Source organism: Amycolatopsis sp. NPDC048633 (genome assembly GCF_040650695.1).
Taxonomy (GTDB): Bacteria; Actinomycetota; Actinomycetes; order Mycobacteriales; family Pseudonocardiaceae; genus Amycolatopsis.
The window spans coordinates 87,355-113,811 of record NZ_JBEZHS010000021.1 but is presented as its reverse complement, the minus strand read 5'-3'; the positions used below and the strand labels follow the sequence as shown (position 1 = coordinate 113,811).

Genomic DNA, 26,457 nt, shown 5'->3' with positions numbered 1-26,457 from the left:
GCGAGGGCCGCAGCCGAGGGGGCCGCGGCCCTCGTTCTTTCCCTGCTTTTGGGGTGTGGGAACCCTGGTAGTCTGCTCGCCGTCGGATACGCAGGGTGCCCGGGGCGGAGCACACTGCGAGCTAGGGGAGAGCTGATGACGACTGTTTCGGTGGTGGGCTGTGTCTGAGGGGCCGGTTTACGACCCTCACGGCACGAGGCGGGCGCCGCTGCGTTCGTTGACGCATCATGCGGGGTCTTATGGGGGCCAGGAGACGCCGGGTGCGGGTGGCTCGGGGTTCCAGTACGACGAGGCGACGCTGCACGAACTCGTACGTGAGTGGAGCGACCTGGCGAACGAGTTTCAAGACGATCGTGAGCAGGCTCGGTCCATCGCAACGACCCACGGGCCCGGCCTCGAGTACGCCAGCACCGGCAACGCCGACCGAATCCGCGCGTCGGGCGATGCTCTCGATAGCGCCCTCGAACAACGGGTGGAGTATTGCCGAGCGATGGCGGCCAAGTTCGTGACGGCACTGGGCAAGTACGCCACCGCCGAGGAAGCTCAGGTAACCGAGATCAAGCAAACAGGAGGCACGCTGTGATGCGCCGCTCGGTAGTACTGTTGAGCGCATCGTTGCTCGTATTAACAGCTTGCTCGGATACAAAAGCAGGAACAGCCACACCGGTCGTCACATCGTCGGGTTCTGCGGACACACTGCCGGCTCCCGGCGTACCCAAAGTCGAGACACCGGTTGACACGACTCGGTTCAAGCACACGCCCTGTGAAGCCTTGACGAAGGAAGAAATCACCACCCTGCTCGGCTCAGGCGCAACAGCCAGGGAGCAATTGGATGCTCCTGGTGGTCCAACGTGCGACTGGCACCCAGGCGGAACGACGCAGGCAAAAGTCGGCGTAATCTTCAACAAAGTGAACCAGGCTGGCCTCTCTGGGATTTACGAGAAGCAGGGTTCGACATTCCGCCTGTTCATGCCCATGGATCCCGTCGAAGGTTTGCCAGCAGTCGCGTACGGGCTGAAGGACGAACGTACCAGCAGCGGGCGATGCGCTGTCGCCATCGGTACCAGCGACCAGGAAATGATCGATATCTCCATCACACAGTCCGAAGTCAACGTGGGCAAAAAAGACCCTTGCGCCGACGCACACGAAGTCGCAGAAAAGGTAGTAGACAACATCAAGGGGGCGCAGTGATGGCCGCTGAGACTCCGCTGACCGCAGCAGAGATCTACACTCAGATCACCGGCGGCGAAGGATCGCAGTCCCTGTCCGACGCTGAACGCGACGCCAACCATCTGACCAGTCGGATGGTTGAGCGGGCTCAGCGGATCAGCTCTCTCCGCGCCAAGACCATGTCCGGGTGGCAGGGTGGGGCAGGACAGTCCGCCGCCGATGCCACTCTTCCTCTGGTTCAAGCCGCTGGTGATGATGCTGTTCATCTTGAGACTGCTCAGGCTGCCGTTGGTGCTCAGATGGATGCCTTTGGGACCGCCAAGAACTCGGTCAAGCCTGTTGCTGCTCAGCCTCCGCAGATCAGCTCTGAGGATGTTCATCAGGTTCTCAGCGGGGAAGGTTTCGGGACCTACAACACCAAGGTTGCCGGGTGGCAGGCTGATAGCCAGGCCAACATCGATGCCTTCAGTGCCTATCACTCCGCCAGTGGCACCAATGGTGGGCAGATGCCCGCCCAGTATGCACAGCTGACCGACTCCGGTGCGCCCATTGGCATGGCCTCTCCCGGGGATGGCACGCACAGCAAGACCACAGGCAAAGCCGGGCCCACCGATACCGGTGAATGGGCCAGGAACCCTCGGCAGACTCAGGTTCCCTCGCAGCAGAACCGGCAGACCGTCCAACCCGGACAGAACCAGGTTCAGGACCAGGTTCGGGACCAGGTTCGGGACCAAGTCCAGAACCAGTACACGAACCAGAACCAGACGCAAAACCCGAACCAGGCTCAGCAGCCCGACAACGACACCCACGCCAACAGCTACGTCCCCAAGCCGGTCATGCCTCCCGCCGCTCAGGGTGGGTATGAGTTCGGGCCCACCGGGCAGCCCGGCGGCAACTTTGGTGGGAGCACCGCCTTCGGGCCCGGTACCGGTGGCTACTCCGGCGGATTCGGACCCGGCAGCGGGTACCAGCCAGGAACACAACCAGGCACCGGGTACCGACCGGGCACAGGGCCAGGAACACCGGGCACCAACCTGCGCGGCCCAGGAGCCAACACCGGCGCCCGGATGCCCGAAGAACGGCTCCCCGGTGGCGCACCCGCCCGAGGCGCCGCGGGAGCCCGGGGTGCCAACGGCATGCCCATGGGCTCCCCCGCCGGCGGCCGGGGCGGCAAAGAAGAAGACAAAGAAAAGAAAACCGCGCCCTACCTCCGCAACCCCGATCCGGACGAGACCTTCGGCGGGTTCACCGAAAAGCCGATGCCTCCGGTGATCGGCGAGCACCGGCCCAAGAACTAGAGCACCTGGAAACGGGGAGGAATCAACGGTGCTCAAGGCCGAGTTCGAGCTGAACACCCTGCTCACAGCCATGCGCAACGTCGGCTGCGGCGACCCGCACCCGGTCTTCGCGCAGGGACTCAGGTACATCCCGCCGTCAGCGAAGAACACCATCAATCGGGCAGCCTTCGAGGAACTCAGCAGCTACGGCTTCACCCAGGGCGACGGCTTCACGCCCGAATTCGAAGACGTCCTGCGCCTCATCGACCACCCGCAGCAAGAGTTCTTCGCCTACGCCCGCGACACCGAAGAACAGATCGGCATCCTCGTCGCCGCGCAGAATCGCAGCGCCGTAACCGTTGTCTGCCGGGGCGAACGGATAGAACTCGCCGGGGTCGACCCCGATACCCATCCTGCCGACGCGCTCGTGAAGCTCCTGCCGCCCTACGAGCCCGCAGCGATCAAGCCCTTCTCGCTTCCTCAGGATGACTTCAAACCGCAGGAAGAAAGCGACATCTTCGACGACGCCCCCGCGCGGAGCCGGGAAGCGCAGGAGCTCGACGCCCTCTTCCAGCAGCCCCACTTCGGCATCGGGCAGCTCTACGCCGGGAACACCACCGTCAACTACCTCGACCTCGATGCCGGGCGCGTCGGGATCGCCCTCGCCGACGGCTACATCAGTGTCCTGCCTGGAGAACCCAAGCAACTGAGCCACAAACTAAAGGCCGCCACCCCCCGATAAAAAGGGAGTGGCGGCCCGAAGAGAAACCTCAGGAAGCGAAACCGCCCGCGCCGGCCCAGCCCAGGGCGAAGGCCGGGACCAGGCCGAGGATCAGCGTCACCGCGGTGCCGAGGAAGATCGCCGCTCCCGTGCCGAAGCCCGGGATCGTCACCGTGGGGCCGTCCGCCGCCGGCTCGGAGAAGTACATCAGCACGATCACTCGCAGGTAGAAGAACGCCGCCACCGCGCTGAACACCAGGGCGACCACCACCAGCGGGGCCATCCCGTCCGACAGCGCCGCCGAGAACACCACGAACTTCCCGACGAAACCGGACGTCAACGGGATCCCCGCCAACGCCAGTAGCAAGAACGTGAAGATGCCGGCCACCAGGGGCGACCGCTTCGCCAGCCCAGCCCACGCCGAGAGGTGCGTCGCTTCGCCCGAGGAGTCACGCACCAGGCTGATCACGCCGAACGCCGCCAGCGTCGTGAAGCCGTACGCCAGCAGGTAGAACAGCGTGCTCGACAAACCATCGCGAGTCATCGCGATCGCGCCGATCAGCAGGAAGCCCGCGTGCGCGATCGAGGAGTACGCGATCATGCGCTTGACGTCCGTCTGCGTCAGGCCCAGCACCGCGCCGATCACCATCGAGATGATCGCGACGGCCCAGAGGACTCCGCGCCACTCCCAGCTGGTCGAACCGAACGCCACCGACAGCACCCGCAGGATCCCGCCGAACGCCGCGACCTTCGTGCACGCCGCCATGAACGCCGTCACCGGCGTCGGCGCTCCCTGGTACACGTCCGGGGTCCACGTGTGGAACGGGCCGACCGAGCCCTTGAACAGCAGGCCCACCACCAGCAGGCCGAGGCCGGCGAACAGCAGCGTGTCCGACCGGTCCGAACCCGCCGCCGCGGCCGCGATGTCCGCCAGCTTCACGGAGTTCGCGTAGCCGTACAGCAGCGCGAGTCCATAGAGGAAGAACGCCGAGGAGAACGCGCCGAGCAGGAAGTACTTGACCGCCGCTTCCTGCGACAGCAACCGCCGCCGGCGGGCCAGGCCGCACATCAGGTACAGCGGCAGGGAAAGCACTTCCAGCGCGATGAACATCGTCAGCAGGTCGTTCGACGCGCAGAACGCCATCATGCCGCCGAGCGCGAACAGCGTCAGCGGGAAGACCTCGGTCTGCATGACGGTCGCCGTCTGGGCGCGGTCCTGGACCGTGCCCGGGCGGATACCGGCCTGCGCCACCAGCGCGCCGCCCGGCTCGACCACGCGGTCGGAGATCAGCAGCACCGCGCCGACGCCCAGGGCGAGCAGCGTGCCCCAGAGGAACAACGCCGGCTTGTCGATCGAGATCGCGCCGCTGAACGTCTTGACGCCGCCCGCGGGCGCGTTGCCCGTGGCGTAGAGGAACAGGCTGACGCCCGCCGCGACGATCGCCGCCAGGCTCAGCCCGACCTGCAGGCCGAAGCGCGAGCGCTTCGACGCGAACGCCTCGACCAGCACGCTGACGCACGCCGCACCGAAGACGATCAGCATCGGCAGGACCGCCGGGTAGTCCACCGACGGCGTCACGATCGGCGGCTCCGGCGCCTGGGTCAGGAGGATGTCGAGCACGGTTACTTGCCTCCCTGGACCGCGGACAGCGTCTGCTGCACCGTCGGGGTGACTGTGTCGAGCACCGGCTTCGGGTAGAAGCCGAGGAAGAGGACCAGCACGACCAGCGGCGCCACGATCGCGATCTCACGGCCGCTCAGGTCCCGGATGGCCTTCTTCGCGCCCAGCTCCGGCGCGATGGCCGTGCCCGGGCCGCCACCGACGCCGATCAGGGCGTCACCTCGGACCGGCCCCTGCATGACGCGCTGGTAGAGCCACAGGACGTACGCCGCGGCGAGGACCATGCCCACCGTGGCGAGGATCGTGTACACCGGCTGGTCCACGAAGGCCCCGATGAGCACCAGGAACTCGGAGACGAACGAGTTGGTGCCCGGCAGCGAAAGCGTGGACAGACCGGCGAGCAGGAACAGGCCCGCCAGCAACGGCGTCACCTTGGCCATGCCGCCGTAGTCGGAGATCTTCGTCGACCCGCCGCGCGCGACGACCAGGCCGATCACCACGATCAGCATGCCGGTCGCGATGCTGTGGTTCAGCATGTACGTCGCCGAGCCGACCATCGCCTGCTCGTTGAACGCGAAGATGCCGAGCGAGATGAAGCCGAAGTGCGCGATCGAGACGTAGGCGATGAACCGCTTCATGTCCCGCTGCCCCGCGGCGAGGATCGATCCATAGAGGACACCGATCACCGAGAGCACCAGCACCAGCGGCGCCAGCGTCCGGCTCGCGTCCGGGAACATCGGCAGGCAGTAGCGCAGGAACCCGAACGTGCCGACCTTGTCCAGCACGCCGACCAGCAGGACGGCGACGCCGATCGGCGCCTCCCCCGCCGCGTCCGGCAGCCAGGTGTGGAACGGCACCAGCGGCGCCTTGATCGCGAAGGCCAGGAAGAACCCGAGGAACAGCCAGATCTGCGTGCTCAGCGGCGCGTCGCGGACGACCGTGACGAGCGTGGCCCAGTCGAAGGTGCCGTGCCCGAGCTTGTCCTTCGCGAGCGAGTACGCCCCGATCGCCGACGCCAGCATGATCAGGCCGCCGAGGAACGAGTAGAGGAAGAACTTGACCGCCGCGTACTGCCGGTTCCCGCCGCCGTAGCCGCCGATCAGGAAGTACATCGGGATCAGCATGATCTCGAACAGCACGTAGAACAGGAAGACGTCGGTCGCGGCGAACACGCCGATCGTGAGCGCTTCCTGCAACAGGATCAGCGAGAGGAACCCGCCCGCGCTGCGGCCCGGCGGCAGCTTGTCCAGCGTGCCGAGCCCGCCGACGACGATCGGCACCAGCAGCGCGATCACCGCGATCATGATCAGCGAGATGCCGTCGGTGCCGAACGCGATGTGCACGCCGAAGCTGGGGATCCAGTCGAAGCTCGACGTCTGCTGCAGCCGCGCGCCCGAAGGCGAGTAGCTCAGCCAGAACGGGATCACGAGCAGGAACTCGAGGATCGAGAAGCCCAGCGCGGCCAGCACCGCGGCACGGTCGTTCCCCTTGAGGAACGCCAGTACCAGGGAACCGGCGAGCGGCACCAGGATGAGGATGAGCAACCAGGTCATCAGGAGAACCTCACCAGCAGGAGAGCCGCCAGAAGCAGGAACGCGCCGCCCAGCATCGAGAGCGCGTAGGACCGGACGAACCCGGTCTGGAGCCGCCTCAGCCGGCCGGAGCCGCCGCCGAGGGAGGCGGCCAGACCGTTGACCGCGCCGTCGACGCCGCGGTTGTCGACGAACACCAGCGCCCGCGAAAGCCAGGTGCCCGGACGGGCTACCAGCGTCTCGTTGAGCGTGTTGCCGTAGAGGTCCTTGCGCGCGGCGCGGGTGACGAACGAGACGCGCTGCGGCTGTTCGACCGGGATGTCACGGCGGAAGATCAGGTACGCGATCAGCACGCCCAGCACGGAGAACACGATCGCGGCGACGGAGATCACCCAGGCGTCGAACGGCGCGTGGTGGGCTTCCTCCAGCTCGCCGACCGAAGGGGTCAGCCACTCGGCGAAGCGGTCGCCGAGGGCGAAGAACGCGCCGGCGCCGACCGAACCGACCGCCAACACCGCCATCGGGACCCACATGATCGCCTTGGACTCGTGCGGGTGGAAAGGTCGTGGGCCGTCGCCCGAAGATCCGCTTGCGGGATCGAGCTCCAACGCTGTGTTGATGTCCTTCCAGCGCTCCTTGCCGAAGAACGTCATCACCATCAGGCGCGTCATGTAGAACGCGGTGAGCCCGGCGCCCAGCAGCGCGGCGCCGCCCATCACCCAGCCGCGCCAGCCGCCCTGGCCGAACGCCGCTTCGATGATCGCGTCCTTGGTGAAGAAGCCCGACAGCGGCGGGATGCCGATCAGGGCCAGGTACCCGAGGCCGAACGTGATGAAGGTGATCGGCATCTTCTTGCGCAGGCCGCCGAACTTCCGCATGTCGACCTCGTCGTTCATGCCGTGCATGACCGACCCGGCCCCGAGGAAGAGCCCCGCCTTGAAGAAGCCGTGCGCGACCAGGTGCATGATGCCCAGCGCGTACGCGATGGGCCCGAGCCCGACCGCCAGCATCATGTAACCGATCTGGCTGACCGTGGAGTACGCGAGGACCTTCTTGATGTCGTCGTACGCGCAGCCGATGATGCACCCGAGCAGCAGCGTCACCGTGCCGACGAGCGTGACGATCAGCCTGCCGTCCTCGGTGGCGTTGAAGATGTCCTTCGAGCGGGCCACCAGGTAGACACCGGCGGTGACCATCGTCGCCGCGTGGATCAGGGCCGACACCGGGGTCGGGCCCTCCATCGCGTCCGGGAGCCATGCCTGCAGCGGGAACTGGCCGGACTTACCGCAGGCGCCCAGCAGCAGCAGGACCGCCATCGCGGTGATCGCCGCCGGCGAGAACTTGCCGTCGGCGACCGCCTGGAAGACCTGCGCGTAGCCGGTCGAGCCCGCGTACTTGAACATGATGAAGATCGCCAGCGCGAGGCCGACGTCCCCGACGCGGTTCATCAGGAACGCCTTCTTCGCCGCGGTCGCGGCGGACGGGCGGCCCTGGTACCAGCCGATGAGCAGGTAGGACGCGAGACCCACGCCTTCCCAGCCGAGGTACAGCGTCACGAAGCTGTTGCCCAGCACCAGGATCAGCATCGACGCGACGAAGAGGTTCAGGTACGCGAAGAAGCGGTACCGGCCTTCGTCGTCGGCCATGTAGCCGATCGAGTAGTAGTGGATCAGCATGCCGACGCCGGTGATCAGCAGGACGAACGTCAGCGAAAGCGCGTCGATCCGCAGCCCGAAGTCCACCTGCAGCTGGCCGACCGGGATCCACGAGTAGAGCTTGGTGTCCGTCGTGGTGCCGGTGTCGGCGGTGAAGAACAGGATCAGGCCCCAGACGAAGGCCAGGGTGACGGTGGCGGTGCCGAGCAGATGCCCCCAGGCCTTCGCGCGCTTCCCTGCCAGCAGGAGGATCAGGGCGCCGAGGGCAGGGAGGGCCACCAGCAGCCACGATGATGCGGTCACTCGGTGTCTCCTAGTACTTCAGCAGGTTGGTGTCGTCGACCGAGGCCGAGCGCCGGGTGCGGAAGATGGCCATGATGATCGCCAGGCCGACCACGACCTCGGCGGCCGCGACGACCATGACGAAGAACGCCATGATCTGGCCGTCGAGCCCGCCGTTGATCCGGGCGAAGGTGACCAGCGTCAGGTTCACGGCGTTGAGCATCAGCTCGATGCACATGAACACGACGATCGCGTTGCGCCGCACCAGCACGCCGACCGCGCCGAGCGCGAACAGCAGCGCCGACAGCAGCAGGTAGTACGTCGGGGTCATTCCTTCTCCCCCTCGGTTTCCGAAGCGTCGGAGCCGACCAGCGCGTGCGCGTCCGGGTGCGGGCCCTCGTCCTTGACGAGCTTGCGTTCCTTGGCCAGCTCGATCGCCGAGGTGGACTCGATGATCGCCGAGAGCGACTCCGGGGCGACCGAGCCGTCCGGCAGCAGCGCCGGCGTCGCGACCGAGTTGGCGGTGGCGAAGACACCGGGGCCGGGCAGCGGCGAGGGCCGGTCGTGCTCACCGCGGAAGCGGGCGACGACCAGTTCCTTCTGCGTCTGCTTGCCGCCCTTGCCGTGCCGGTCGGTGAAGGCCAGCACCATCGCGCCGACCGCGGCGGTGATGAGCAGCGCCGACGTCAGCTCGAACGGGAACAGGTAGTCGGTGAAGATCAGCCGGCCGAGGCCCTTCGGCCCGCCGCCGGCCGAAGTGGCCGAGTCGAGCGGGATGGCCGGGGTGACGTTGTCCATGGCGCGGTAGATGCCGGTGGCCAGCAGCGCGGCCAGGCCGATGCCGAGCACGGTCGCGGCGAGCCGCTGTCCACGGAGGACTTCGACGACCGAGTCGGAGCTCTCGCGGCCGACCAGCATCAGCACGAACAGGAACAGCATCATGATCGCGCCGGTGTAGACGATGATCTGCGTGAAGCCCAGGAACGGCGCCGACTGGATCATGTACAGCGCGCCCAGGCTCAGCATCGTGAGCACCAGCCACAGCGCCGAGTGCACGGCGTTGCGGGAGAAGATCATGCCGAGGCCGCCGAGCAGCGAAAGCGGGCCGAGGACCCAGAACGCGATGGCCTCGCCGGTGGTGACACCCGCGGCGGCACCGGTCGGGGCCTGGGCCAGGAGGGCGGTGATCACTTGATGCCCTCCCCGCGCGCGAGTTCGGGGCCGTTCACGTAGTAGTCCTGCTCGTTGTCGCCCAGCCGCATCGGGTGCGGCGGCTGCTCCATGCCGGACAGCAGCGGCGCGAGGAGGTCTTCCTTCGTGTAGATCAGCCGCTGGCGGTCGTCGTCGGCCAGCTCGTAGAAGTTGATCATCGTCAGCGACCGCGTCGGGCACGCTTCGATGCAGAGGCCGCACCCGATGCAGCGCAGGTAGTTGATCTGGTAGTCCGCGCCGTACCGCTCGCCCGGGGAGTACCGGGCTTCCTCGGTGTTGTCACCGCCCTCGACGAAGATCGCGTCCGCCGGGCACGCCCACGCGCACAGCTCGCAGCCGACGCACTTCTCGAGGCCGTCCGGGTGCCGGTTCAGCTGGTGCCGGCCGTGGTACCGCGGGGCGGCGGGTGCGCCGGCTTCCGGGTACTCCTCGGTGGCGACCTTCTTGAACATCATCCCGAAGGTGACGCCGAAGCCCTTGACGGGATCAAGAAACCCCATCTTGCGCTCCTTCCTTTGCGGTACCGACGGCTGCCGGCTTGCGCCGGGCCGCCTTCGCCTCGGCCTTGGCCAAAGCCTTCTGACGCGGGGTGGTCTGCGGGACCTTGAGGTCCAGCGGCGGGACCGGGAAACCGCCACCGGTCACCGGCACGGTTTCGCTCTCCTCCTCGCGGCCCGACGCGCGGACGTAGAAGAACAGCGCGATGACGATGAAGAGCGCGACCGCGGCGATGATGATGGACGCGGTGTTCCAGGCGATGACCTTCGCGAAGGTCACCATGACGATCCACACCAGGTTCAGCGGGACCAGGACCTTCCAGCCCAGGCGCATGAACTGGTCGTAGCGCAGGCGGGGCAGCGTGCCGCGCAGCCAGATGAACCCGAACAGCAGGACGAACATCTTCGCGAAGAACCACAGCACCGGCCACCAGCCGGTGTTGAGCACGTTGTTCCCGATCAGCGACAGCGGCCACGGAGCCATCCAGCCGCCGAGGAACAGCGTCGTCGCGAACGCCGAGACGATCACCATGTTGACGTACTCGGCGAGGAAGAACATCGCGAACTTCATCGAGCTGTACTCGGTGTGGAAGCCGCCGACCAGCTCCGACTCGGCCTCGGGGAGGTCGAACGGGGCGCGGTTGGTCTCGCCGACCATCGAGATCAGGTAGATCACGAAGCTCGGGACCAGGTAGAGGAACCACACCGGCTGCTGCTTGCCGACGATGTCGGCCAGGTCCAGCGAACCGGCCTGCAGGATCACCGCGACGATCGACAGGCCCATCGCGATCTCGTACGAGATCACCTGCGCCGCCGAGCGCATGCCACCGAGCAGCGGGTACGGCGAGCCGGACGCCCAGCCGGCGAGCACGATGCCGTAGACGCCGATCGAGGAGCAGGCCAGCACGACCAGCAGGCTGACCGGCAGGTCGAGCAGCTGGAGGACGGTCCGCTCGCCGAAGATCGAGACCACCGGGCCGAACGGGATGGCCGCCAGCGCGATCAGCGGCGGCACCACGCAGATGACCGGGGCGAGGAAGTACACCTTGCGGTCGGCGGTGTCCGGGATGATCTGTTCCTTGAACGGCAGCTTGATCGCGTCCGCCAGGGACTGCAGGTAGCCGTTCGGGCCGACGCGGTTGGGGCCCGGCCGGTTCTGCATCCGGCCGACGGCCTTGCGCTCCCAGACGATCAGCAGGATCGTCAGGATCGGCCCGATCAGCAGGATGACCACGGACTTCAGCAGGATCATCCACAACGGGTCGTCCGCCAGCAGCGCCGCCCGCGTCGCCGCGTCCGGCACACTCCCGACCGCGACCTCGGTCAGCATCGGTGTCACTGTTCACCCCCAGCGAGGTTCACCACGGCGCCGTGCCCGGCACCGAGCGTCTTGAACACGGCGGAGCCGTCGGAGTTGCCCGGCAGCCACACGACGCCGTCGGGCAGGTCGGCGACCTCGATCGGCAGCGTGATCGCACCGCGTTCGGTGCTCACCTTCACGGTGGTGCCCAGCCCTTCGGCGGTCGTCGCGGACAGCCGCGCGACCGGCGTGCGCTGGGTGCCCTTCAGGTGCGGCTCGCCGTCCTGCAGCGATCCGTTGTCGATCAGCTGACGCCAGCTCGACAGGACCGCCTGGCCGGCACCGGGAGCCTTGGTGGCCCCAGCCCCGATCTCGGCGGAGACGTTGCCCCAGCGCAGCGCCGAGGCCGGGCCGAGCTTCTCGAAGTCACCGCGGGCGGCGGCCGGCGTCTGCGTGAACAGGTCGGCGTCCATCTCGACGGCGAGGGTGTCGAGCACCCGGCAGTCCGGCATCGCGCCGGTGCCTTCGATCGTGATGTCGAACGGGCGGGTCCGGCCCTCCCAGTTGAGGTAGCTGCCGGCCTTCTCGTCGGAGGCGGCCACCGGGAGCACGACGTCCGCGCGCTCGGTCACCGCGCTGTGGCGGAGTTCGAGGCTGACGACGAAGCCGGCGGTGTCCAGCGCGCGCAGCGCGAGGTCCGGGTCCGGCAGGTCGAACGGGTCGACGCCGCCGACGACCAGGCCGCCCAGCTCACGGCCCGACGCCGCCCGCAGGATGCCGGTGGTGTCGCGGCCCGGCGCGGCCGGGATCGGGACGCCCCAGGCGTTTTCGACGGCGACGCGGGCCGCGTCGTCGCCCACCCGGTGGCCACCCGGCAGCAGCGTCGGCACGCAGCCGGTCGCCAGCGCGCCCCGGTCACCGGCGCGGCGCGGGATCCACGCGAGCCGGACGCCGGTGCGCTCGACCAGATCGTGCAGGGCGGAGAAGAGACCGGGCACCTGGGCGGCGCGCTCGCCGACCAGGACGACGGCGTGCTCGCCCTGCAGGGCCTCGTCGAGGTCCGGCGCGTGCTTGGCGATGGCTTCGACGGCCGCGGCCTCCTGACCGGGGACGCAGGCGAGCAGCTCACCGTAGGTCTTGCTCACCGACGACGTCGTCCACTGTCCCAAGTGGACGACACGGGTGCGGTTCTTGCGGGCCGCCTTGCGCAGCCGCAGGAACACGATCGGCGCTTCGTCCTCGGGCTCGAAGGCCACGCACAGCACGGTGCGGGCCCGCTCGATCTCGGCGAAGGTGACGCCGGACTCCGGCGTCACGCCCACGACGTGCGAGGTGAGGAACGCGAGCTCCTCGGCCGAGTGCGCGCGGGCGCGGAAGTCGACGTCGTTGGTCTGCAGCGCGACGCGGGCGAACTTCGAGTACGCGTAGGCGTCCTCGACGGTCAGCCGGCCGCCGGGCAGGACGCCGACGCCGCCGTTGGCGCGGGCCTCGGTGAGGCCGGCGGCGGCGATGCGCAGCGCGTCGGTCCAGGACGCCTCCTCCAGCTCACCGGTCTCGCGGTTGCGGACCAGCGGACGCCGGATGCGGTCCTCGGCGCCGGTGTAGCGGAAGGCGAAGCGGCCCTTGTCGCAGATCCACTCCTCGTTGACCTCGGGGTCGTCGCCGGCCAGCTTGCGCTGGACCTTGCCGCGCCGGAAGTCGGTGCGCTCGGCGCAGCCGGACGAGCAGTGCTCGCAGACGCTCGGCGCGGACACCAGGTCGAACGGGCGGGAGCGGAACCGGTAGGCGGCACTCGTGAGCGCACCGACCGGGCAGATCTGGATGACGTTGCCGGAGAAGTAGCTCTGGAACGGCTGGCCGCTGGTGGTGCGCGACGCGAGGTCGAGCACGTCCGCCGTCTCCGCGGTGCCGATCTGCTGGTGGGCGCCGCGTTCGAGGAGTTCGATGAACGGGTCGCCGGCGATCTCGCGGGAGAACCGGGTGCACCGCTGGCAGAGCACGCAGCGTTCGCGGTCGAGCAGCACCTGCGTGGAGATCGGCAGCGGCTTCGGGAACGTCCGCTTGGTGTCCACGAACCGCGACTCCGTGCGGCCGTGCTCCAGCGCCTGGTTCTGCAGCGGGCACTCGCCGCCCTTGTCGCAGATCGGGCAGTCCAGCGGGTGGTTGATGAGCAGCAGCTCCATCACACCCTGCTGAGCCTTGTCCGCGACCGGCGATGTCAGCTGCGTCTTGACGACCATGCCGTCGGCGACGGTCATCGTGCAGGACGCCTGCGGCTTCGGCATCGGCCGGCCGCCCATCTCGACCTCGACCAGGCACTGGCGGCAGGCGCCGGCCGGGTCGAGGAGCGGGTGGTCGCAGAACCGCGGGATGACCGTGCCGAGGCGTTCGGCCGTGCGGATCAGCAGCTCACCCTTGGGGGCGATGACCTCTTCGCCGTCGATGACCAGCTTGACGTGGCCTTCGGGGACCGGCGTCACAGCCGTGTCGGGCTTGTCGGGCGCGATCGTCATGATGCCTGCGCTCCCACCAGTTCGGGCTTGGTCGCTTCGTGCCGGTTCTTCTCGCACAGCGCCAGGAATTCGTCGCGGAAGTACTTGATGCCGCTCTGGATCGGCGACACCGCGCCGTCACCGAGGGCGCAGAACGACCGGCCGAGGATGTTGTCGCAGACGTCGAGGAGGGTGTCGATGTCCTCTTCGGTGCCGTGGCCCTCGACCATGCGCTCGAGGATCTGCGCGAGCCAGTACGTGCCCTCGCGGCACGGCGTGCACTTGCCGCAGGACTCGTGCTCGTAGAACTGCGTCCACTTCATCACGGCCCAGGGCACCGACACCGTCTCGTTGAAGACCTGCACGGCGGTCGTGCCCAGCATCGACCCGGCTTCCGCCGCGCCTTCGAAGTCCAGGGGAACGTCGAGGTGCTCGGCGGTGAACATCGGGGTGGACGAGCCGCCCGGGGTCCAGAACTTGAGCGGGACGCCGTCCTTCATGCCGCCCGCCATGTCCAGCAGCTCGCGCAGCGTGGTGCCGAGCGGGCACTCGTACTGGCCGGGCTTCTCGACGTGGCCGGAGATCGAGTAGATCTTCGGGCCGGGCGACTTCTCGCGGCCCATCTCGCGGAACCAGCTCGACCCGCCGTTGACGATGAAGGGCGCGCTCGCGATGGTCTCGACGTTGTTGACCGTGGTCGGCGCGGCGTAGAGACCCGCGGCGGCCGGGAACGGCGGCTTGAGCCGCGGCTGGCCACGACGGCCTTCCAGCGAGTCGAGCAGCGCCGTCTCCTCACCGCAGATGTACGCGCCGGCGCCGGCGTGCACGATGATCTTGAGGTCGAAGCCGGAGCCGAGGATGTTCTCGCCCAGGTAGCCCGCCGCTTCGGCCTCGCGCACGGCCGCGTTGAGGCGGCGGATGCAGTGCAGCGCCTCGCCGCGGACGTAGATGAAGCAGTGGTTCGAGCGCATCGCATACGAGGCGATGATGCAGCCCTCGATGAGCGAGTGCGGGTCCGCCATCATCAGCGGGATGTCCTTGCAGGTACCCGGCTCGCCCTCGTCGGCGTTGATCACCAGGTAGTGCGGCTTGTCGAAGTTCGGCGGCATGAAGGACCACTTGATGCCGGCCGGGAAGCCCGCGCCGCCGCGGCCGCGCAGGCCCGAGTCCTTGACCAGCTGGACGAGCTGCTCCGGCGTGCCGGCCAGCGCCTTGCGGATGGCGGTGTAGCCCTCCAGCGCCTCGTACGTCCCGATCTGCCAGGAGTTCGGCGACAGCCAGCGCTTCGTGAGGACCGGCGTAATGGGATCTGCCATTACTTCTTCTCCACTTCGGGAAGCGGGACGTCCTGGGCGACCGGGGCGACCCAGCCGCGCTCCTGCGCGATCTGCGCGCCCCGCAGGGTTTCGACGGCCTGCGAAGGACCGTCGATGTCCGCGCGGTACTGGCGCTCGTCCTCCGGGAAGAACCCGGCGAGCTGCAGCTCGGCGCCCTTGAAGTTCGTCAGCGGGGCACCGCGCGTCGGGGCCGGGCGCTTGCCCGCCTGCAGCGCGTCGACCAGCGCGACGGCCTTGTCCTCGGTCTGGTTGTCGAAGAACTCGTAGTTGACCTGGATGACCGGCGCGAGGTCGCAGGCCGCGAGGCACTCGGCGTGCTCGAGGGTGATCGAGCCCGGCTCGTTCGGCGTGCCCGCGGTCTCGTTCTGCCCCAGCGGTTCCGACTCGGACCCGAGGTGCGTCCGGAGCTTCTTGTAGATCGCGTCGCCGCCCATGGCCGCGCACAGCGTGTTGGTGCAGACGCTCACGAGGTGTTCGCCGCACGGCTTGCGCTTGTACATCGTGTAGAACGTCGCGACCGCGCTGACCTCGGCGTCGGACAGGTCGAGCTGCTTCGCGCAGAACGCGATGCCCTCCTGGCTGACGTAGCCCTGCACCGACTGCACGAGGTGCAGCAGCGGCAGGAGCGCCGAGCGCGACACCGGGTAGCGCGCGATCAGGTCCTGGGCCCGCGCGACGACACCTTCGTCGAAGATGTCCTCGAGCGGTGTGTCTTCGATGATCCCGGCGGCGACCTCGGGGTCGGGCGCGATGGCGATCACGTCGACGTCGCCACCCGCGGCGGCGTGCGTCCGGTCCGCCGCGTTCGGTCCCGGTTCCGGGACTGCGGTGCTTGAGGTCATCGGTCCACTCCCCCCATGACGGGGTCGATCGAGGCGATCGCGGCGATCACGTCCGCGACCAGGCCGCCTTCGGCCATGGCGGGCATCGACTGCAGGTTCACGAAGCTCGGTTCGCGCACGTGAACCCGCAGCGGCCGCGTGCCGCCGTCGGACACCAGGTGCGCGCTCAGCTCGCCGCGCGGCGACTCGACCGAGGTGTACACCTGCCCGGCCGGCACCTTGAAGCCTTCGGTGACCAGCTTGAAGTGGTGGATCAGGGACTCCATCGACTGGCCCATGATCTTCTTGACGTGCTCGAGCGAGTTGCCCATGCCGTCGCTGCCGATCGACAGCTGCGCGGGCCAGGCGACCTTCTTGTCCTCGACCATGACCGGGCCCGGCTCGAGCTTCTCCAGGCACTGCTCGATGATCTTGAGGCTCTCGTGCATCTCGTGCACCCGGATCAGGTAGCGCGACCAGCAGTCGGCGCCGTTGTCGACGGGCACGTCGAAGTCGAACTCGTCGTAGCAGGAGTACGGCTCGGTCTTGCGCAGGTCCCACGGCAGGCCCGCGGACCGCAGCACCGGGCCGGTGACGCCGAGCGCGAGGCACGCGTCGACCGGCAGGTACCCGACACCCTTGAGCCGGTTGCGCCAGATCGGCTGCCCGGTGAAGAGCTTGTCGTAGAGCGGAAGGCGTTCCTTCATCGTCTTGACGAATTCGGTGACCTTCTCGCGGTAGTCCTCGGGCATGTCCTGCGCGAGGCCGCCGGGGCGGATGAACGCGTGGTTCATGCGCAGGCCGGTGAGGTGCTCCAGCAGGTGCAGCACGACCTCGCGCTCGCGGAAGCCGAGCGTCATCGCGGTGGTGGCGCCGAGCTCCATGCCGCCGGTGGCGATGTAGACCAGGTGCGAGCCGATCCGGTTGATCTCCAGCAGCATCACGCGCAGCAGCTCCGCGCGCCGCGGCGCCTGGATGCCCAGCAGCTTCTCGACGCCGAGGCAGTACGCCATCTCCGTCGACAGCGGCGCCAGGTAGTCCATGCGCGTCACGAACGTGACGCCCTGGGTCCAGGTGCGGTACTCGCAGTTCTTCTCGATGCCGGTGTGGAGGTAGCCGATGACCGACCGCAGCTGCGTGACGGTCTCGCCCTCCATCTCCAGCACGAGCCGGAGCACGCCGTGCGTCGACGGGTGCTGCGGGCCCATGTTGATGACCATGCGCTCGTCGTGCGCCGCGTCGGCGATGACGTCGTCCCAGTCACCGCCGGAGACCGAGTAGACGCGGCCTTCGGTCGTGTCGCGGCTGTCCGCCTCGGGAACTTCCGTCGTTTCGTCGTTGACAGTCACGAGTACGACCTCCGCTGGTCCGGCGGCGGGATCTCCGCGCCCTTGTATTCGACCGGGATCCCGCCGAGCGGGTAGTCCTTGCGCTGGGGGTGGCCGTCCCAGTCGTCCGGCATGAGGATGCGGGTGAGCGCGGGGTGGCCGTCGTAGACGATGCCGAACATGTCCCAGGTCTCCCGCTCCTGCCAGTCGGCGGTCGGGTAGAGCCCGACCAGCGACGGCACGTGCGCGTCCTCGATGTCGAGGGTGACCTCGAGCCGGATCCGGCGGCGGTAGGTCAGGGACGTGAAGTGGTACACCGAGTGCAGCCGCTGCGGGACGTCGACGCCGTAGTCCACGCCGGACACCGAGCTGAGCAGCTCGAAGCGGAGGCCGCCGTCGTCGCGCAGGACCTTCGCGATCGCGACGAGGTGCTCGCGGGCGACGTAGAAGGTGATCTCGCCGCGGTCGACCGTCGTCTGCAGGACCGCTTCGGCGGGGATCTTGTTGTCCGACAGGGCGGCGTAGAACTCGTCGGCGAACTGGTCGAACCAGCCGCCGTACGGGCGCTCGGCCGGCGCGGGGCTGTAGGCCGGGAGCCGGACGCCGCCGTAGCCGGACGTGTCGCCGGTGCCGTGGACGCCGAACATGCCCTGGCGTTCGCGGCCGGTGACGACCGGTTCGGCGGGCCGGGTGCCCTGCGGCTCGAGGCCGCCTTCGGGACGGTCGGCGCTGGACTGCTCGCCGCCGGTCTCAGGGGTTTCAGTCATCGCTCTACTTCTTCGCGTACTTGATCGACGACGCGACGAGCTCGGTGCGGGCCCCGCTGGCGGCGCGGATGGCGGCGCGGCGGGCGTTGATCGGCTCGTCCTGGATCTTGGCGTGCAGCTTGAGGATCGCGTCCAGCAGCATCTCCGGCCGCGGCGGGCAGCCGGGCAGGTACATGTCGACCGGCACGACGTGGTCGACGCCCTGGACCACGGCGTAGTTGTTGAACATGCCGCCGGAGGAGGCGCAGACGCCCATGGCGAGGACCCACTTGGGCTCGGCCATCTGGTCGTAGATCTGGCGCAGGACCGGCGCCATCTTCTGCGTGACCCGGCCGGCGACGATCATCAGGTCGGCCTGCCGCGGCGTCGCGCTGAAGCGCTCCATGCCGAAGCGGGCGATGTCGTAGCGGGAACCGCCGACGGTCATCATCTCGATCGCGCAGCAGGCGAGCCCGAAGGTCGCGGGCCACATCGAGTTCTTCCGCGACCAGTTGACGAGACCTTCGAGACTGGCCAGCAGGATGCCGTTGGGGAGTTTCTCTTCGAGGCCCATGGGTCTAGTTCCAATCCAGGCCGCCGCGCCGCCACACGTAGGCGTACGCGAAGCCGACCGTCGCGATGAACAGCAGGATCTCCACCAGGCCGAACGTGCCCAGCGCGTCCGCCTGCACGGCGAACGGGTAGAGGAAGACCATCTCGATGTCGAACAGGATGAACAGCATCGCGGTGATGTAGTAGGCCACCGGCATCCGCCCGGCGCCGACGAGCGGCTGCGGGGACGGTTCGATGCCGCATTCGTAGGCCTCGAGCTTGGCCTTGTTGTACCGGCTGGGGCCGACGAGCGGGCCCAGCAGGACCGACAGCACGGCGAACGCCAGTGCCAGCACGAACAACAGGACCAGGGGCAGGTAGGGCTTCAGGCTCGGGGCCTCTTGCGCCAGCTGCACCGTCTCGGTTCGGGTCAGCAACGTCAGCACGGGGTCTTCGCCATCCTTTCCGCGCCGATGCGGTTGTGCTTGTGGTGGGGAACCGCTTGGCCTCGTCGGCACCCTAAGGGACCTGGGTCACACCGCCGAGGGTCAGGGTCTCCTTACGGCCCGTGGCCGGGCCGGGTGGGGGAAAACAGAGTGCTTGTGAAATAGTTCACAAGCCACTCGTCGTGGATGTGAAGGGATTCACAAAGCATGGGGGGAGTGTAGGACGCGACTCACATTCTTGTCCCTAGGCCCCCGTGTTATAAGGGTGCCCTAACCTCCGGCGCCAACGTTGTCACGACCCGGCAACGGCGCGCGTGCGACCTGCGCGAAGACCCTTCAAGATCGCCCTTCGGCCGGACAAACAGGGCGCTGACCTGTGAGCTATCCCACTGACCGCACGGCCAACTTGTTAGGCCACCCGTGTGTCCGCGCGCGCATAAACCGGGTCAGCGCGGGCTGGGGGCCGCCTTCGCGAGGGCCGAGATCAGGCGGTCGACGCCGTCGCCGCCCTTGGCGTCGTAGCAGCCCGAGAGGCCCTTGTAGACCAGCGGCAGGAGCTTGTTGATGCGCAGCCCGTACTTGGTGCACGCGTGCATGATCTTCGGCTTGCCGATGATCTTCGCGAAGACGTTGCCCAGCTGGTAGTAGCCGCCCATGAGCTCGCGGACCGCGCGCGGGTACGCCTCCAGCGCCCGCTCTCGCGAAGGCCCTTCGCGCCGGGCCAGGGCCTGGACGACGACCTCCGCCGCGATCTGCGCGGACTCCATCGCCGCCGAGATGCCTTCGCCGTTGAACGGGCTGACCATGCCGCCCGCGTCGCCGAGCAGCAGGAGGCCGTCGCGGTAGTGCGGGGTGCGGTTGAAGCCCATCGGGAGGCCGGCGCCGCCGACCTTGCCGATCGCGTTCTCCTCGCGGTAGCCCCACTCCTCCGGCGTCCCGTCGAGCCACTGGCGCAGCAGCGCGCGGTAGTCGGTGTTCCGGAACGACGCCGACGTCGAGAGCATGCCGAGGCCGACGTTCACCGTGCCGTCGCCGAGCGGGAACGCCCAGCCGTAGCCCGGTAGCAGCTTCGGGTCGCGCGGGTCCGAGCGGTCCCACAGCTCGAGGTGGCCCTCGATGAACGGGTCGTCGTGGCGCGGGCTCTTGTAGTACTGGCGCACCGCGACGCCCATCGGGCGTTTCTCGTTCTTCTGGATGCCGACGCTCAGCGCGAGCCGCGCGGAGACGCCGTCGCAGGCCAGGACCAGCGGCGCGCGGTACTTCACCGGCGTCCGCTCCGGGCCGACCTTCGCCTCGACGCCGACCACGCGCCCGGTGGCGTCGGTGATGGCGCTGGTGACGGTCGTGCGCTCGTACAGCCGCGCGCCCGCCTTCACCGCGAGCTTCGCGAGCAGGTCGTCGAAGTCGTGACGCGTGCGGGAAACGCCGTACGGCGGGTAGCTCGTCAGGTCCGGCCAGTCGAGCTCGAGCGTGAGGTCGCCGGTGAGGATCCGCAGGCCGCGGCTGTGCACCCAGCCCGCGTCCTCGCTCGTGTCGATGCCGAGGTCGATCAGCTGCTTGACGCCGCGCGGGGTCAGGCCGTCGCCGCAGACCTTCTCGCGGGGGAACTCGGTCTTCTCCAGCAGCAGTACGTCGACGCCCGCGCGGGCCAGGTAGGTCGCGACGGTGGACCCGGCGGGTCCGGCGCCGACGACGATGACTTCGGCGTCCTGGTCAGGGCTTCGACGACTCATGTACGCGAGTTTAGGCAGGCTTGCGCGCGCGGTGGATCGCCACGACGCCGAATGTGAGGTTCAACCACTCGACGTCGGCCCAGCCCGCGCTCGCGATGATCTCGCCGAGCGTGCGCTGGTCGGGCCAGGCGAGCATCGATTCGGCCAGGTAGGAGTAGGCCTCGGGGTTGGACGACGTCCGCTTGCCGACCCACGTGAGCAGCTTCAGCATGAAGCGCCGGTGGATGAACCGGATCGGGGCGAACGGCGGCGTCGAGACCTCGCAGATCACCAGGCGGCCGCCCGGCTTGACCACGCGGGCGATCTCGGTGAGCGCAGCCTTCGTGTCGACGAAGTTCCGCAGCGCCAGCGAGATCGTCACGGCGTCGAAGCTCTCGTCGGCGAACGGCAGGTTCAGCGCGTCCGCCGCGACCATCGGGACCTTGCGGTGCAGCCCGGCGCGCAGCATGCCGAACGAGAAGTCCGCGGCCAGGCACCAGGCGCCACCGCGGGCGTACTCGACGGTGGACACCCCGGTGCCGGCGGCGAGGTCCAGGACCTTCTCGCCGAGGCGGGCGTCGAGCACGCGGGCGGTGGTGGTGCGCCAGCGGCGGTCGAAGCCGAAGGTCATGAACGAGTTCGCCCGGTCGTACCCGTCCGCGACACCGTCGAACATGGCGGCGACTTCGTGCGGGTCCTTGTCCAGGCTTGCGCGTGACATGGCTTGAGATTAGTCGCGGGGTTTGAGGAAGCTCGCGAGCACCAGCCAGATGAGGCCGCCGAAGCGTCCGACCGGGATCAGCGGGTAGAGCACGTTGGTCAGCATGCCGAACGCCGAGAGGCCGGCCAGTGCGGCGATGACGTAACCGGTGACCGCCAGCCACTTTCGTTCGGTGCGAGCCATGACCGCGATGAGCAGCGCGAGGGGCACGGCGAACCCGAAGGCGCCGGCGGCGAACGCCAACGAGGTGAAGGCGCGGGCGACGTCCGGGGCCTGGGCGGCCGTCCAGGTGGCGAGGCCGCTGAGTACCAGGCTCCCGGACGCGAGCAGGCCGCCGGCGAAGCCGAGCCGAGGCGGTCTGGCCGCCGCGGTCCACGTCGCGAGGGACAGGCCGGCGCCGAAGACGACCAGCGCGAGCAGCTGCACCAGGCCCTGGTGGGAGGCGTTGTAGGCCGCGACGTCGGCGGCGGAGGAGCCCGGGCGGGTGCCGGTGGCGCCGAGGACGCCCCCGGCGATGGTCAGGAGGCCGTAGATGATGATCGCGATTCGTTTCATGACGTAAACGATTACACTGGTGTAATCAATTGTCAACGACTATCGTTCCGGCCATGGAAGCCCCCCGGTTCGGCAGCGCGTTCCTGCTGGCCCAGGTCGGCGCGCACGCGGCGCAGCGGTTCACCGAGCGGATCGGCGAGCTGGACCTGACGCCGGCGCAGACCGGCCTGCTGCGGCTGGTCGCGTCGCGGCCCGGGCAGAGCCAGCAGGCGCTGGCCAAGCAGCTCGGCACGCCGGCGACCCGGCTGGTCCCGCTGGTCGACGGCCTGGAGAAGCGCGGCCTGATCGAGCGCCGCCGCAACGCCGAGGACCGGCGGCTCTACGCGCTGGAGCTGAGTCCGGCGGGCCGGGAGCTGATGGGCCAGGTCGCCCAGACGGCGATGGCGCACGAGCAGGCGGTCACGTCGGCGCTGTCGGACGACGAGCGGGCGACACTGCGCGAACTGCTGGCGAAGATCGCGGAGGAACAGGGACTCAGTCCGGGGGTTCATCCGGGCTACGCGCGCGGGAAAGTCACCTGATCAGCGGAAGGCGGCCAGCATCCCGGCCACCGCGGCGGGCCAGGTGAACTCCTCCGCCCGGGCGCGGGCCGCCGCGCGGCGCAGGTCCTCCGGGCTTTCGAGGAGGTCCGTCACCGCCGTCGCGAACGCGGGCGCGTGGTCGTCCACCGCCGCGCCACAGCCCGGCCGCACGATCTCCCGCAGCGCCGACGACGCCGACACCACGACCGGCGTCCCCGACGCCAGCGCTTCCAACGCGGCGAGCCCGAACGTCTCGTGGGGGCCGGGCGCCAGGGAGACGTCGGCGCTGGCCAGCAGCCGCGCGACGTCGCCGCGGCCGGACAGGAACCCCAGGAACGTCACCGGCAGGCCGCGCGCCCGGCGTTCCAGCGCCCGCCGTCGCGGCCCGTCGCCGGCCACCACCAGCCGGACCCGCGCGCCCGCCTCCGTCAGCTCGGCGACGGTGTCGACGCTGCGCTCTACGTGCTTCTCTGGCGACAAGCGTCCACAGTGGACGAGCAGCGCGTCCGCTCCCCCGGCGAGGCCGGTGCGCCAGCCGTCGTCGCGCATGGCGGGCCGGAACGTCGCGAGGTCGACGCCCAGCGGCACCCGGTGGACGTTCGGCGCCTCGATCCGGTCGAACTCGGCGCGCGCGAACGCCGTCGTGCAGACGACGGCGTCGTAGCTCGCGGCCATCCGGCGGTTCGCGACGTCGGCGACGCGACGCGCCACCGGCTCCGGCAGCAGGAACTGCTCCAGCAGCCGGTCGAGGCGTTCGTGCGAGATGACCGTGCTCGGGACGCCGTGGCGCCGCGCCCAGCCACCCATCCCCCGCAGCGTCAACCGGTCCGACACCTCCAGCCGGTCGGGTTCGAGTCTGCGCAGGACCGCGCGGACTCGGTGCGGGTCGACGGCGCGGTAGCCGCCGGTGCCGGGGATCTTCGGCGCCGGCAGGGAAAAACGGCGCACGCCGGTCGGCAGGACCTCGTCGGCGTATCGCGTGCCGGGCACCACGAGCGTCACCTCGTGCCCGCTCGCGACGTACCCGGCGCCGAGGTGGTGCAACGCCGTGCGCAGCCCGCCCGAGCGCGGCCCGTAGAAGTTCGCGAGCTGGACGATGTGCATGTCAGGCCGCGCGGGCGGCCCGGCCCTGCACGGCTTCGTAATGCCCCATCAGCTCGCGGCAGACGGCGGGCCAGGTGCGCCCGAGGACCACCTTGCGCGCCTTCTCGCCGAGCCTCGCCCGCAGCGCGGGGTCACGCAGGGCGTCGACCTTCTCGACGAGCGCCGGGCCGAACCGCTCACGGTCCGCGGGCAGCAGGTAGCCGGTGCGGCCGGGCAGGACGAGGTCCTTCGGGCCCCCTGCGTCCGGCGCGAGCACCGGCAGGCCGGACGCCATTGCCTCCTGCACCGCCTGGCAGAACGTCTCGTGCGGACCTGTGTGGACGAAGACGTCGAAGCTCGCGTACGCCTTCGAGAGCTCTTCGCCGTACTTCGCACCGAGGAAGGCGGCGCCGGGCAGCTGCTCCCTCAGATTTCCGAGTTCGGGCCCGTCGCCGACGACGACCAAGCGGATCCCCGGCACCCCGGCCAGCGCGGCCAGCCGGTCGACCTCCTTCTCGGGCGCCAGCCTGCCGACGAACCCGACAAGCAGCTCGCCGTCCGGCGCCAGCTCGGCCCGCAGCGCCGGGTCGGCGTGCGCCGGGGAGAACCTCTCGATGTCGACGCCTCGGGCCCAGCGGTGCACGCGCGGGACGCCGTGCAGCTCCAGCTGCTCGACCGCGTCGCTGGACGGCGCCAGCGTCCGGTCGGCCCGCGAGTGCAGCCGCCGCACCCAGCGCCACGCGGCGCGCGCGGCGATGCCGAAGCCGTACGCGGCGGCGAACCCGGCGATGTCGGTCTGGTAGACGGCGATGGACGGGACGCGCAGCCGTCGCGCGGCGGCCAGCCCGCGCGCGCCGACCACGAACGGCGAGGCCAGGTGCACGACGTCCGGGCCGAACGCGGCGAGCGCGTTCAGCACCGTGCGCGTCGGCAGGCCGATCGGCAGGGAGTTGACCCCGGGGACGTCGAACGCGGGGATCCGGACCACCGGGGCGCCGCGGTAGGAGTCCGGGCCCGGGCCGGGGGCGATGATCAGCACGTCGTGCGCGCGTTCGCGCAGGTGCTCGACGACCCGCAGGACAGAGTTGGTCACGCCGTTCACCTGGGGCAGGAAACTTTCGGTGACTATGGCGACTCGCACGTCTTGGACGATCGCACCCGATCCTGGCGGCGGCGTGACACTGCGGCCAACGCTGCCGGAACAGATCCGCCACGACATGTCATCTCAAGGTCGTGTCCCGGAAACCAGCGGGGCCCAGACTAAGCAGGCATGACCCTCTTGTCCTCCCGGCCGCCGCGGCCCGTCGAGCCCGGCCTGCTGTCGAGGGCGCTCGAAGTGGCCGGACGGCTGGCCAACGACGCCACCGACGTGATCACCGCGACCGCCGGCCGCGGCGCCCACCCGTCGACGCTGGATTCGCCGTTCGACTGGGTCACCGACACCGACCGGATCCTGGAGCGGCACACCCGGCGTGTGCTGACCGCGGAGTTCCCGGGTATCCCGGTGGTCGGCCACGAGTTCGGCGCGGACCACGGCGCGGACATCGCCGAGTACCGCTGGGTGGTGGACTCGGTGGACGGCACGGCGAACTACGTGGCGGGCGTGCCGTGGTGCGCGTACAGCCTGGCGCTGGTCGACGCGGCGGGACCGGTGGTGGGAGTGGTGGCGGACCCGTACCGCGCCCAGATCTACGCGGCCGCGCGCGGACGAGGGGCCCGCGCGAACGGCAAGCCGGTCAAGCTGACGGACCGCTGCGTGACGGCGGGCGCGCTGGTCTGCACGGAGTTCGCCCGCCGCGGGCCATGGCCGGGAATGGGCGGCTTCATCGAGCGCGCGGCGGCGGCGCACGCGGGGGTGCGGGTGCTGGGCTCGGCGGCGCTGTCGATCGCCCAGGTGGCACTGGGTCACGCGGCGGCGGCGGTGCTGCACAGCTACCACGAGTGGGACGTGGCCGGCTCGGTGGCGATGGCGATCGAGGCCGGCGCGGTGGTGCTGGACAAGCACGGGGAAGACACGGCGCTCCCGACGGACGGGCTGCTGGTGGCGGCGCCGGGGGTGGCGGACGAAGTGCTGGGGTGGTGGCAGGAGACGGCCCACGCGGGCTGATCGGGTTGCGCGCGCGGGTTCGGCTTCTGGCTGGGCTTCGCCGGCGCGGACTTCGCCGGCCGGTGGATCCTGCGCCCGCCGCACGGCCCGGACCGGTTGCTGCGGCGGGGTACGCGCGCGAAGGCTTACTTGAGCTGCCGACGGACGGGCTGCTTCGAGGTGCTGGGGTAGTGGCAGGAGACGGCCCACGCGGGGTGAGTTGTCCACATCGGGTCCGGCTGTCCACAGATTTGCCGCGTCACCCCTTCGAGGAGCCCGCCGCCGATAGACTGGGACAGGGCACGGCCCCCAGGGTGTGGCGGGGTTCTGTCTGGTCAGGCCGGGGTCGGCGCTTCTGCGACAGCTCGCTTGTTCTGCCGCCGGATCCACCACAGCAACGGTCCCGCCACCAGCCAAGTGAAGAACACGAAACTCCCCAGCGGCAACAGCGTCAAAGCCGCCGACCGGCCCGCCACCCGCGCCAGCTCAGGGTCCGATGCGTCGTACTCGATGCGGATCAGCTGGCCCGCCGCCAGGCCGTCCGGGTACAGGACGCCGTTCGCCGGGCTGTGGACGATGCCGTCCGGGGTTTCGAAGTGGATGATCGTGCGGTCGAACGCCACCGAGTCCACCGTTGCGTTCGCCGTGCCCAGCTGGGCCGCTATCGCGCCGTCGTTGCGGATCGCCGCGAACAGGAGGCACACGCACATCACGGTGAGGAGCGAGGCGACGCCGAGGGTGGTCCACCACCCGACGCGCCTCACCCGCTCACCTTTCGTGCTCACGCCGC

At 69.3% G+C, this 26,457-nt stretch carries 26 protein-coding genes; 6 read left to right on the top strand and 20 right to left on the bottom strand.

Translation table 11 applies throughout. The annotated features are described in order from the left end of the window. The first annotated feature begins 160 nt into the window (after positions 1-160). The 4 genes from AB0C38_RS31245 to AB0C38_RS31230 are packed head-to-tail and all read left to right on the top strand — an operon-like array spanning position 161 to position 3,189. Entirely contained in the window at positions 161-583 is a 423-nt protein-coding gene (locus AB0C38_RS31245) for a hypothetical protein (protein WP_360680334.1), read from the top strand. After that, positions 583-1,191, top strand: a complete 609-nt coding sequence (locus AB0C38_RS31240) for a DUF3558 domain-containing protein (protein WP_360680331.1) — start codon at positions 583-585, stop codon at positions 1,189-1,191. The genes AB0C38_RS31245 and AB0C38_RS31240 overlap by 1 nt, the downstream gene beginning before the upstream one ends. Then, positions 1,191-2,468: a PPE domain-containing protein gene (locus tag AB0C38_RS31235; RefSeq protein WP_360680328.1), complete on the top strand. Its 1,278-nt coding sequence runs from the start codon at positions 1,191-1,193 to the stop codon at positions 2,466-2,468. Before AB0C38_RS31240 ends, AB0C38_RS31235 begins: the two co-directional genes overlap by 1 nt. 28 nt (positions 2,469-2,496) lie before the next feature. Next, positions 2,497-3,189 carry an ESX secretion-associated protein EspG gene (locus tag AB0C38_RS31230; protein ID WP_360680325.1) on the top strand — a complete coding sequence of 231 codons (693 nt, stop codon included), beginning with the start codon at positions 2,497-2,499 and terminating at the stop codon, positions 3,187-3,189. A 28-nt stretch (positions 3,190-3,217) separates the two neighbouring features. On the opposite strand, the gene nuoN is transcribed toward AB0C38_RS31230, so the two are convergent. The 17 genes from nuoN to AB0C38_RS31145 form a co-directional block, all read right to left on the bottom strand. Next, the gene (gene nuoN, locus AB0C38_RS31225; protein WP_360680322.1) at positions 3,218-4,789 is read right to left on the bottom strand and encodes an NADH-quinone oxidoreductase subunit NuoN; all 1,572 of its coding nucleotides are present in this window, start codon (positions 4,787-4,789) and stop codon (positions 3,218-3,220) included. 2 nt (positions 4,790-4,791) lie between these two features. Further along, entirely contained in the window at positions 4,792-6,342 is a 1,551-nt protein-coding gene (locus AB0C38_RS31220; protein ID WP_360680319.1) for an NADH-quinone oxidoreductase subunit M, read from the bottom strand. Next, positions 6,342-8,279, bottom strand: coding sequence for an NADH-quinone oxidoreductase subunit L (gene nuoL / locus AB0C38_RS31215; RefSeq protein WP_360680316.1), 1,938 nt, complete (start codon positions 8,277-8,279; stop codon positions 6,342-6,344). The genes AB0C38_RS31220 and nuoL overlap by 1 nt, the downstream gene beginning before the upstream one ends. Before the next feature lie 10 nt (positions 8,280-8,289). After that, positions 8,290-8,589 (bottom strand): NADH-quinone oxidoreductase subunit NuoK, encoded by a 300-nt coding sequence (gene nuoK / locus AB0C38_RS31210; RefSeq protein ID WP_360680313.1) that lies wholly within the window; start codon positions 8,587-8,589, stop codon positions 8,290-8,292. Continuing rightward, entirely contained in the window at positions 8,586-9,449 is an 864-nt protein-coding gene (locus tag AB0C38_RS31205) for an NADH-quinone oxidoreductase subunit J (protein WP_360680309.1), read from the bottom strand. The genes nuoK and AB0C38_RS31205 overlap by 4 nt, the downstream gene beginning before the upstream one ends. Next, complete coding sequence (nuoI, locus tag AB0C38_RS31200; protein ID WP_360680307.1) at positions 9,446-9,970, bottom strand: NADH-quinone oxidoreductase subunit NuoI; 525 nt, start codon at positions 9,968-9,970, stop codon at positions 9,446-9,448. Before nuoI ends, AB0C38_RS31205 begins: the two co-directional genes overlap by 4 nt. Further along, positions 9,957-11,306: an NADH-quinone oxidoreductase subunit NuoH gene (gene nuoH / locus AB0C38_RS31195; protein WP_360680304.1), complete on the bottom strand. Its 1,350-nt coding sequence runs from the start codon at positions 11,304-11,306 to the stop codon at positions 9,957-9,959. Before nuoH ends, nuoI begins: the two co-directional genes overlap by 14 nt. Further along, the gene (locus AB0C38_RS31190) at positions 11,303-13,780 is read right to left on the bottom strand and encodes an NADH-quinone oxidoreductase subunit G (RefSeq protein ID WP_360680301.1); all 2,478 of its coding nucleotides are present in this window, start codon (positions 13,778-13,780) and stop codon (positions 11,303-11,305) included. The genes nuoH and AB0C38_RS31190 overlap by 4 nt, the downstream gene beginning before the upstream one ends. Then, positions 13,777-15,075: an NADH-quinone oxidoreductase subunit NuoF gene (gene nuoF, locus AB0C38_RS31185; RefSeq protein ID WP_360680298.1), complete on the bottom strand. Its 1,299-nt coding sequence runs from the start codon at positions 15,073-15,075 to the stop codon at positions 13,777-13,779. The genes AB0C38_RS31190 and nuoF overlap by 4 nt, the downstream gene beginning before the upstream one ends. Further along, complete coding sequence (nuoE, locus tag AB0C38_RS31180; RefSeq protein ID WP_360680295.1) at positions 15,075-15,938, bottom strand: NADH-quinone oxidoreductase subunit NuoE; 864 nt, start codon at positions 15,936-15,938, stop codon at positions 15,075-15,077. The genes nuoF and nuoE overlap by 1 nt, the downstream gene beginning before the upstream one ends. Continuing rightward, on the bottom strand, positions 15,935-17,266 hold the full coding sequence (locus AB0C38_RS31175) for an NADH-quinone oxidoreductase subunit D (RefSeq protein ID WP_284750518.1): 1,332 nt from the start codon (positions 17,264-17,266) through the stop codon (positions 15,935-15,937). The genes nuoE and AB0C38_RS31175 overlap by 4 nt, the downstream gene beginning before the upstream one ends. Then, on the bottom strand, positions 17,263-18,012 hold the full coding sequence (locus AB0C38_RS31170) for an NADH-quinone oxidoreductase subunit C (RefSeq protein ID WP_360680292.1): 750 nt from the start codon (positions 18,010-18,012) through the stop codon (positions 17,263-17,265). Before AB0C38_RS31170 ends, AB0C38_RS31175 begins: the two co-directional genes overlap by 4 nt. A gap of 4 nt (positions 18,013-18,016) precedes the next feature. Then, positions 18,017-18,565, bottom strand: coding sequence for an NADH-quinone oxidoreductase subunit B (locus tag AB0C38_RS31165; protein ID WP_155548771.1), 549 nt, complete (start codon positions 18,563-18,565; stop codon positions 18,017-18,019). Between the two features lie 4 nt (positions 18,566-18,569). Further along, the gene (locus tag AB0C38_RS31160) at positions 18,570-18,989 is read right to left on the bottom strand and encodes an NADH-quinone oxidoreductase subunit A (protein ID WP_360680290.1); all 420 of its coding nucleotides are present in this window, start codon (positions 18,987-18,989) and stop codon (positions 18,570-18,572) included. 446 nt (positions 18,990-19,435) lie between these two features. Further along, positions 19,436-20,722: a geranylgeranyl reductase family protein gene (locus AB0C38_RS31155; RefSeq protein WP_360680288.1), complete on the bottom strand. Its 1,287-nt coding sequence runs from the start codon at positions 20,720-20,722 to the stop codon at positions 19,436-19,438. A 10-nt stretch (positions 20,723-20,732) separates the two neighbouring features. Further along, positions 20,733-21,422, bottom strand: coding sequence for a demethylmenaquinone methyltransferase (locus AB0C38_RS31150; RefSeq protein ID WP_360680285.1), 690 nt, complete (start codon positions 21,420-21,422; stop codon positions 20,733-20,735). A 9-nt stretch (positions 21,423-21,431) separates the two neighbouring features. Next, positions 21,432-21,977, bottom strand: coding sequence for a DUF4386 domain-containing protein (locus AB0C38_RS31145; RefSeq protein ID WP_360680282.1), 546 nt, complete (start codon positions 21,975-21,977; stop codon positions 21,432-21,434). Positions 21,978-22,030: 53 nt separating this feature from the next. Between AB0C38_RS31145 and AB0C38_RS31140 the strand changes: the two genes are divergently transcribed. Beyond that, positions 22,031-22,498, top strand: coding sequence for a MarR family transcriptional regulator (locus AB0C38_RS31140; RefSeq protein ID WP_360680279.1), 468 nt, complete (start codon positions 22,031-22,033; stop codon positions 22,496-22,498). Here AB0C38_RS31140 and AB0C38_RS31135 read toward each other — a convergent pair whose 3' ends face one another. Continuing rightward, a complete protein-coding gene (locus AB0C38_RS31135) occupies positions 22,499-23,602 on the bottom strand; it encodes a glycosyltransferase family 1 protein (protein ID WP_360680276.1) in 1,104 nt (367 codons plus the stop codon). A 1-nt stretch (position 23,603) separates the two neighbouring features. Continuing rightward, positions 23,604-24,674 (bottom strand): glycosyltransferase family 1 protein, encoded by a 1,071-nt coding sequence (locus tag AB0C38_RS31130; protein ID WP_360680274.1) that lies wholly within the window; start codon positions 24,672-24,674, stop codon positions 23,604-23,606. Between the two features lie 177 nt (positions 24,675-24,851). On the opposite strand from AB0C38_RS31130, the gene AB0C38_RS31125 reads away from it, so the two are divergent. Next, entirely contained in the window at positions 24,852-25,688 is an 837-nt protein-coding gene (locus tag AB0C38_RS31125; protein ID WP_360680271.1) for an inositol monophosphatase, read from the top strand. A 314-nt stretch (positions 25,689-26,002) separates the two neighbouring features. On the opposite strand, the gene AB0C38_RS31120 is transcribed toward AB0C38_RS31125, so the two are convergent. Beyond that, on the bottom strand, positions 26,003-26,452 hold the full coding sequence (locus tag AB0C38_RS31120) for a DUF3592 domain-containing protein (protein WP_360680268.1): 450 nt from the start codon (positions 26,450-26,452) through the stop codon (positions 26,003-26,005). Between the last annotated feature and the right edge of the window lie 5 nt (positions 26,453-26,457).

Coding starts and splice junctions, on each gene's coding strand:
- AB0C38_RS31240 (WP_360680331.1), top strand. CDS start 583: ATGCGCCGCTCGGTAGTACTGTTGAGCGCATCGTTGCTCGTATTAACA.
- AB0C38_RS31235 (WP_360680328.1), top strand. CDS start 1,191: ATGGCCGCTGAGACTCCGCTGACCGCAGCAGAGATCTACACTCAGATC.
- AB0C38_RS31220 (WP_360680319.1), bottom strand. CDS start 6,342: ATGACCTGGTTGCTCATCCTCATCCTGGTGCCGCTCGCCGGTTCCCTG.
- nuoK (WP_360680313.1), bottom strand. CDS start 8,589: ATGACCCCGACGTACTACCTGCTGCTGTCGGCGCTGCTGTTCGCGCTC.
- nuoI (WP_360680307.1), bottom strand. CDS start 9,970: ATGGGGTTTCTTGATCCCGTCAAGGGCTTCGGCGTCACCTTCGGGATG.
- AB0C38_RS31190 (WP_360680301.1), bottom strand. CDS start 13,780: ATGACGATCGCGCCCGACAAGCCCGACACGGCTGTGACGCCGGTCCCC.
- nuoF (WP_360680298.1), bottom strand. CDS start 15,075: ATGGCAGATCCCATTACGCCGGTCCTCACGAAGCGCTGGCTGTCGCCG.
- nuoE (WP_360680295.1), bottom strand. CDS start 15,938: ATGACCTCAAGCACCGCAGTCCCGGAACCGGGACCGAACGCGGCGGAC.
- AB0C38_RS31170 (WP_360680292.1), bottom strand. CDS start 18,012: ATGACTGAAACCCCTGAGACCGGCGGCGAGCAGTCCAGCGCCGACCGT.
- AB0C38_RS31165 (WP_155548771.1), bottom strand. CDS start 18,565: ATGGGCCTCGAAGAGAAACTCCCCAACGGCATCCTGCTGGCCAGTCTC.
- AB0C38_RS31155 (WP_360680288.1), bottom strand. CDS start 20,722: ATGAGTCGTCGAAGCCCTGACCAGGACGCCGAAGTCATCGTCGTCGGC.
- AB0C38_RS31150 (WP_360680285.1), bottom strand. CDS start 21,422: ATGTCACGCGCAAGCCTGGACAAGGACCCGCACGAAGTCGCCGCCATG.
- AB0C38_RS31145 (WP_360680282.1), bottom strand. CDS start 21,977: ATGAAACGAATCGCGATCATCATCTACGGCCTCCTGACCATCGCCGGG.
- AB0C38_RS31140 (WP_360680279.1), top strand. CDS start 22,031: ATGGAAGCCCCCCGGTTCGGCAGCGCGTTCCTGCTGGCCCAGGTCGGC.
- AB0C38_RS31135 (WP_360680276.1), bottom strand. CDS start 23,602: ATGCACATCGTCCAGCTCGCGAACTTCTACGGGCCGCGCTCGGGCGGG.
- AB0C38_RS31125 (WP_360680271.1), top strand. CDS start 24,852: ATGACCCTCTTGTCCTCCCGGCCGCCGCGGCCCGTCGAGCCCGGCCTG.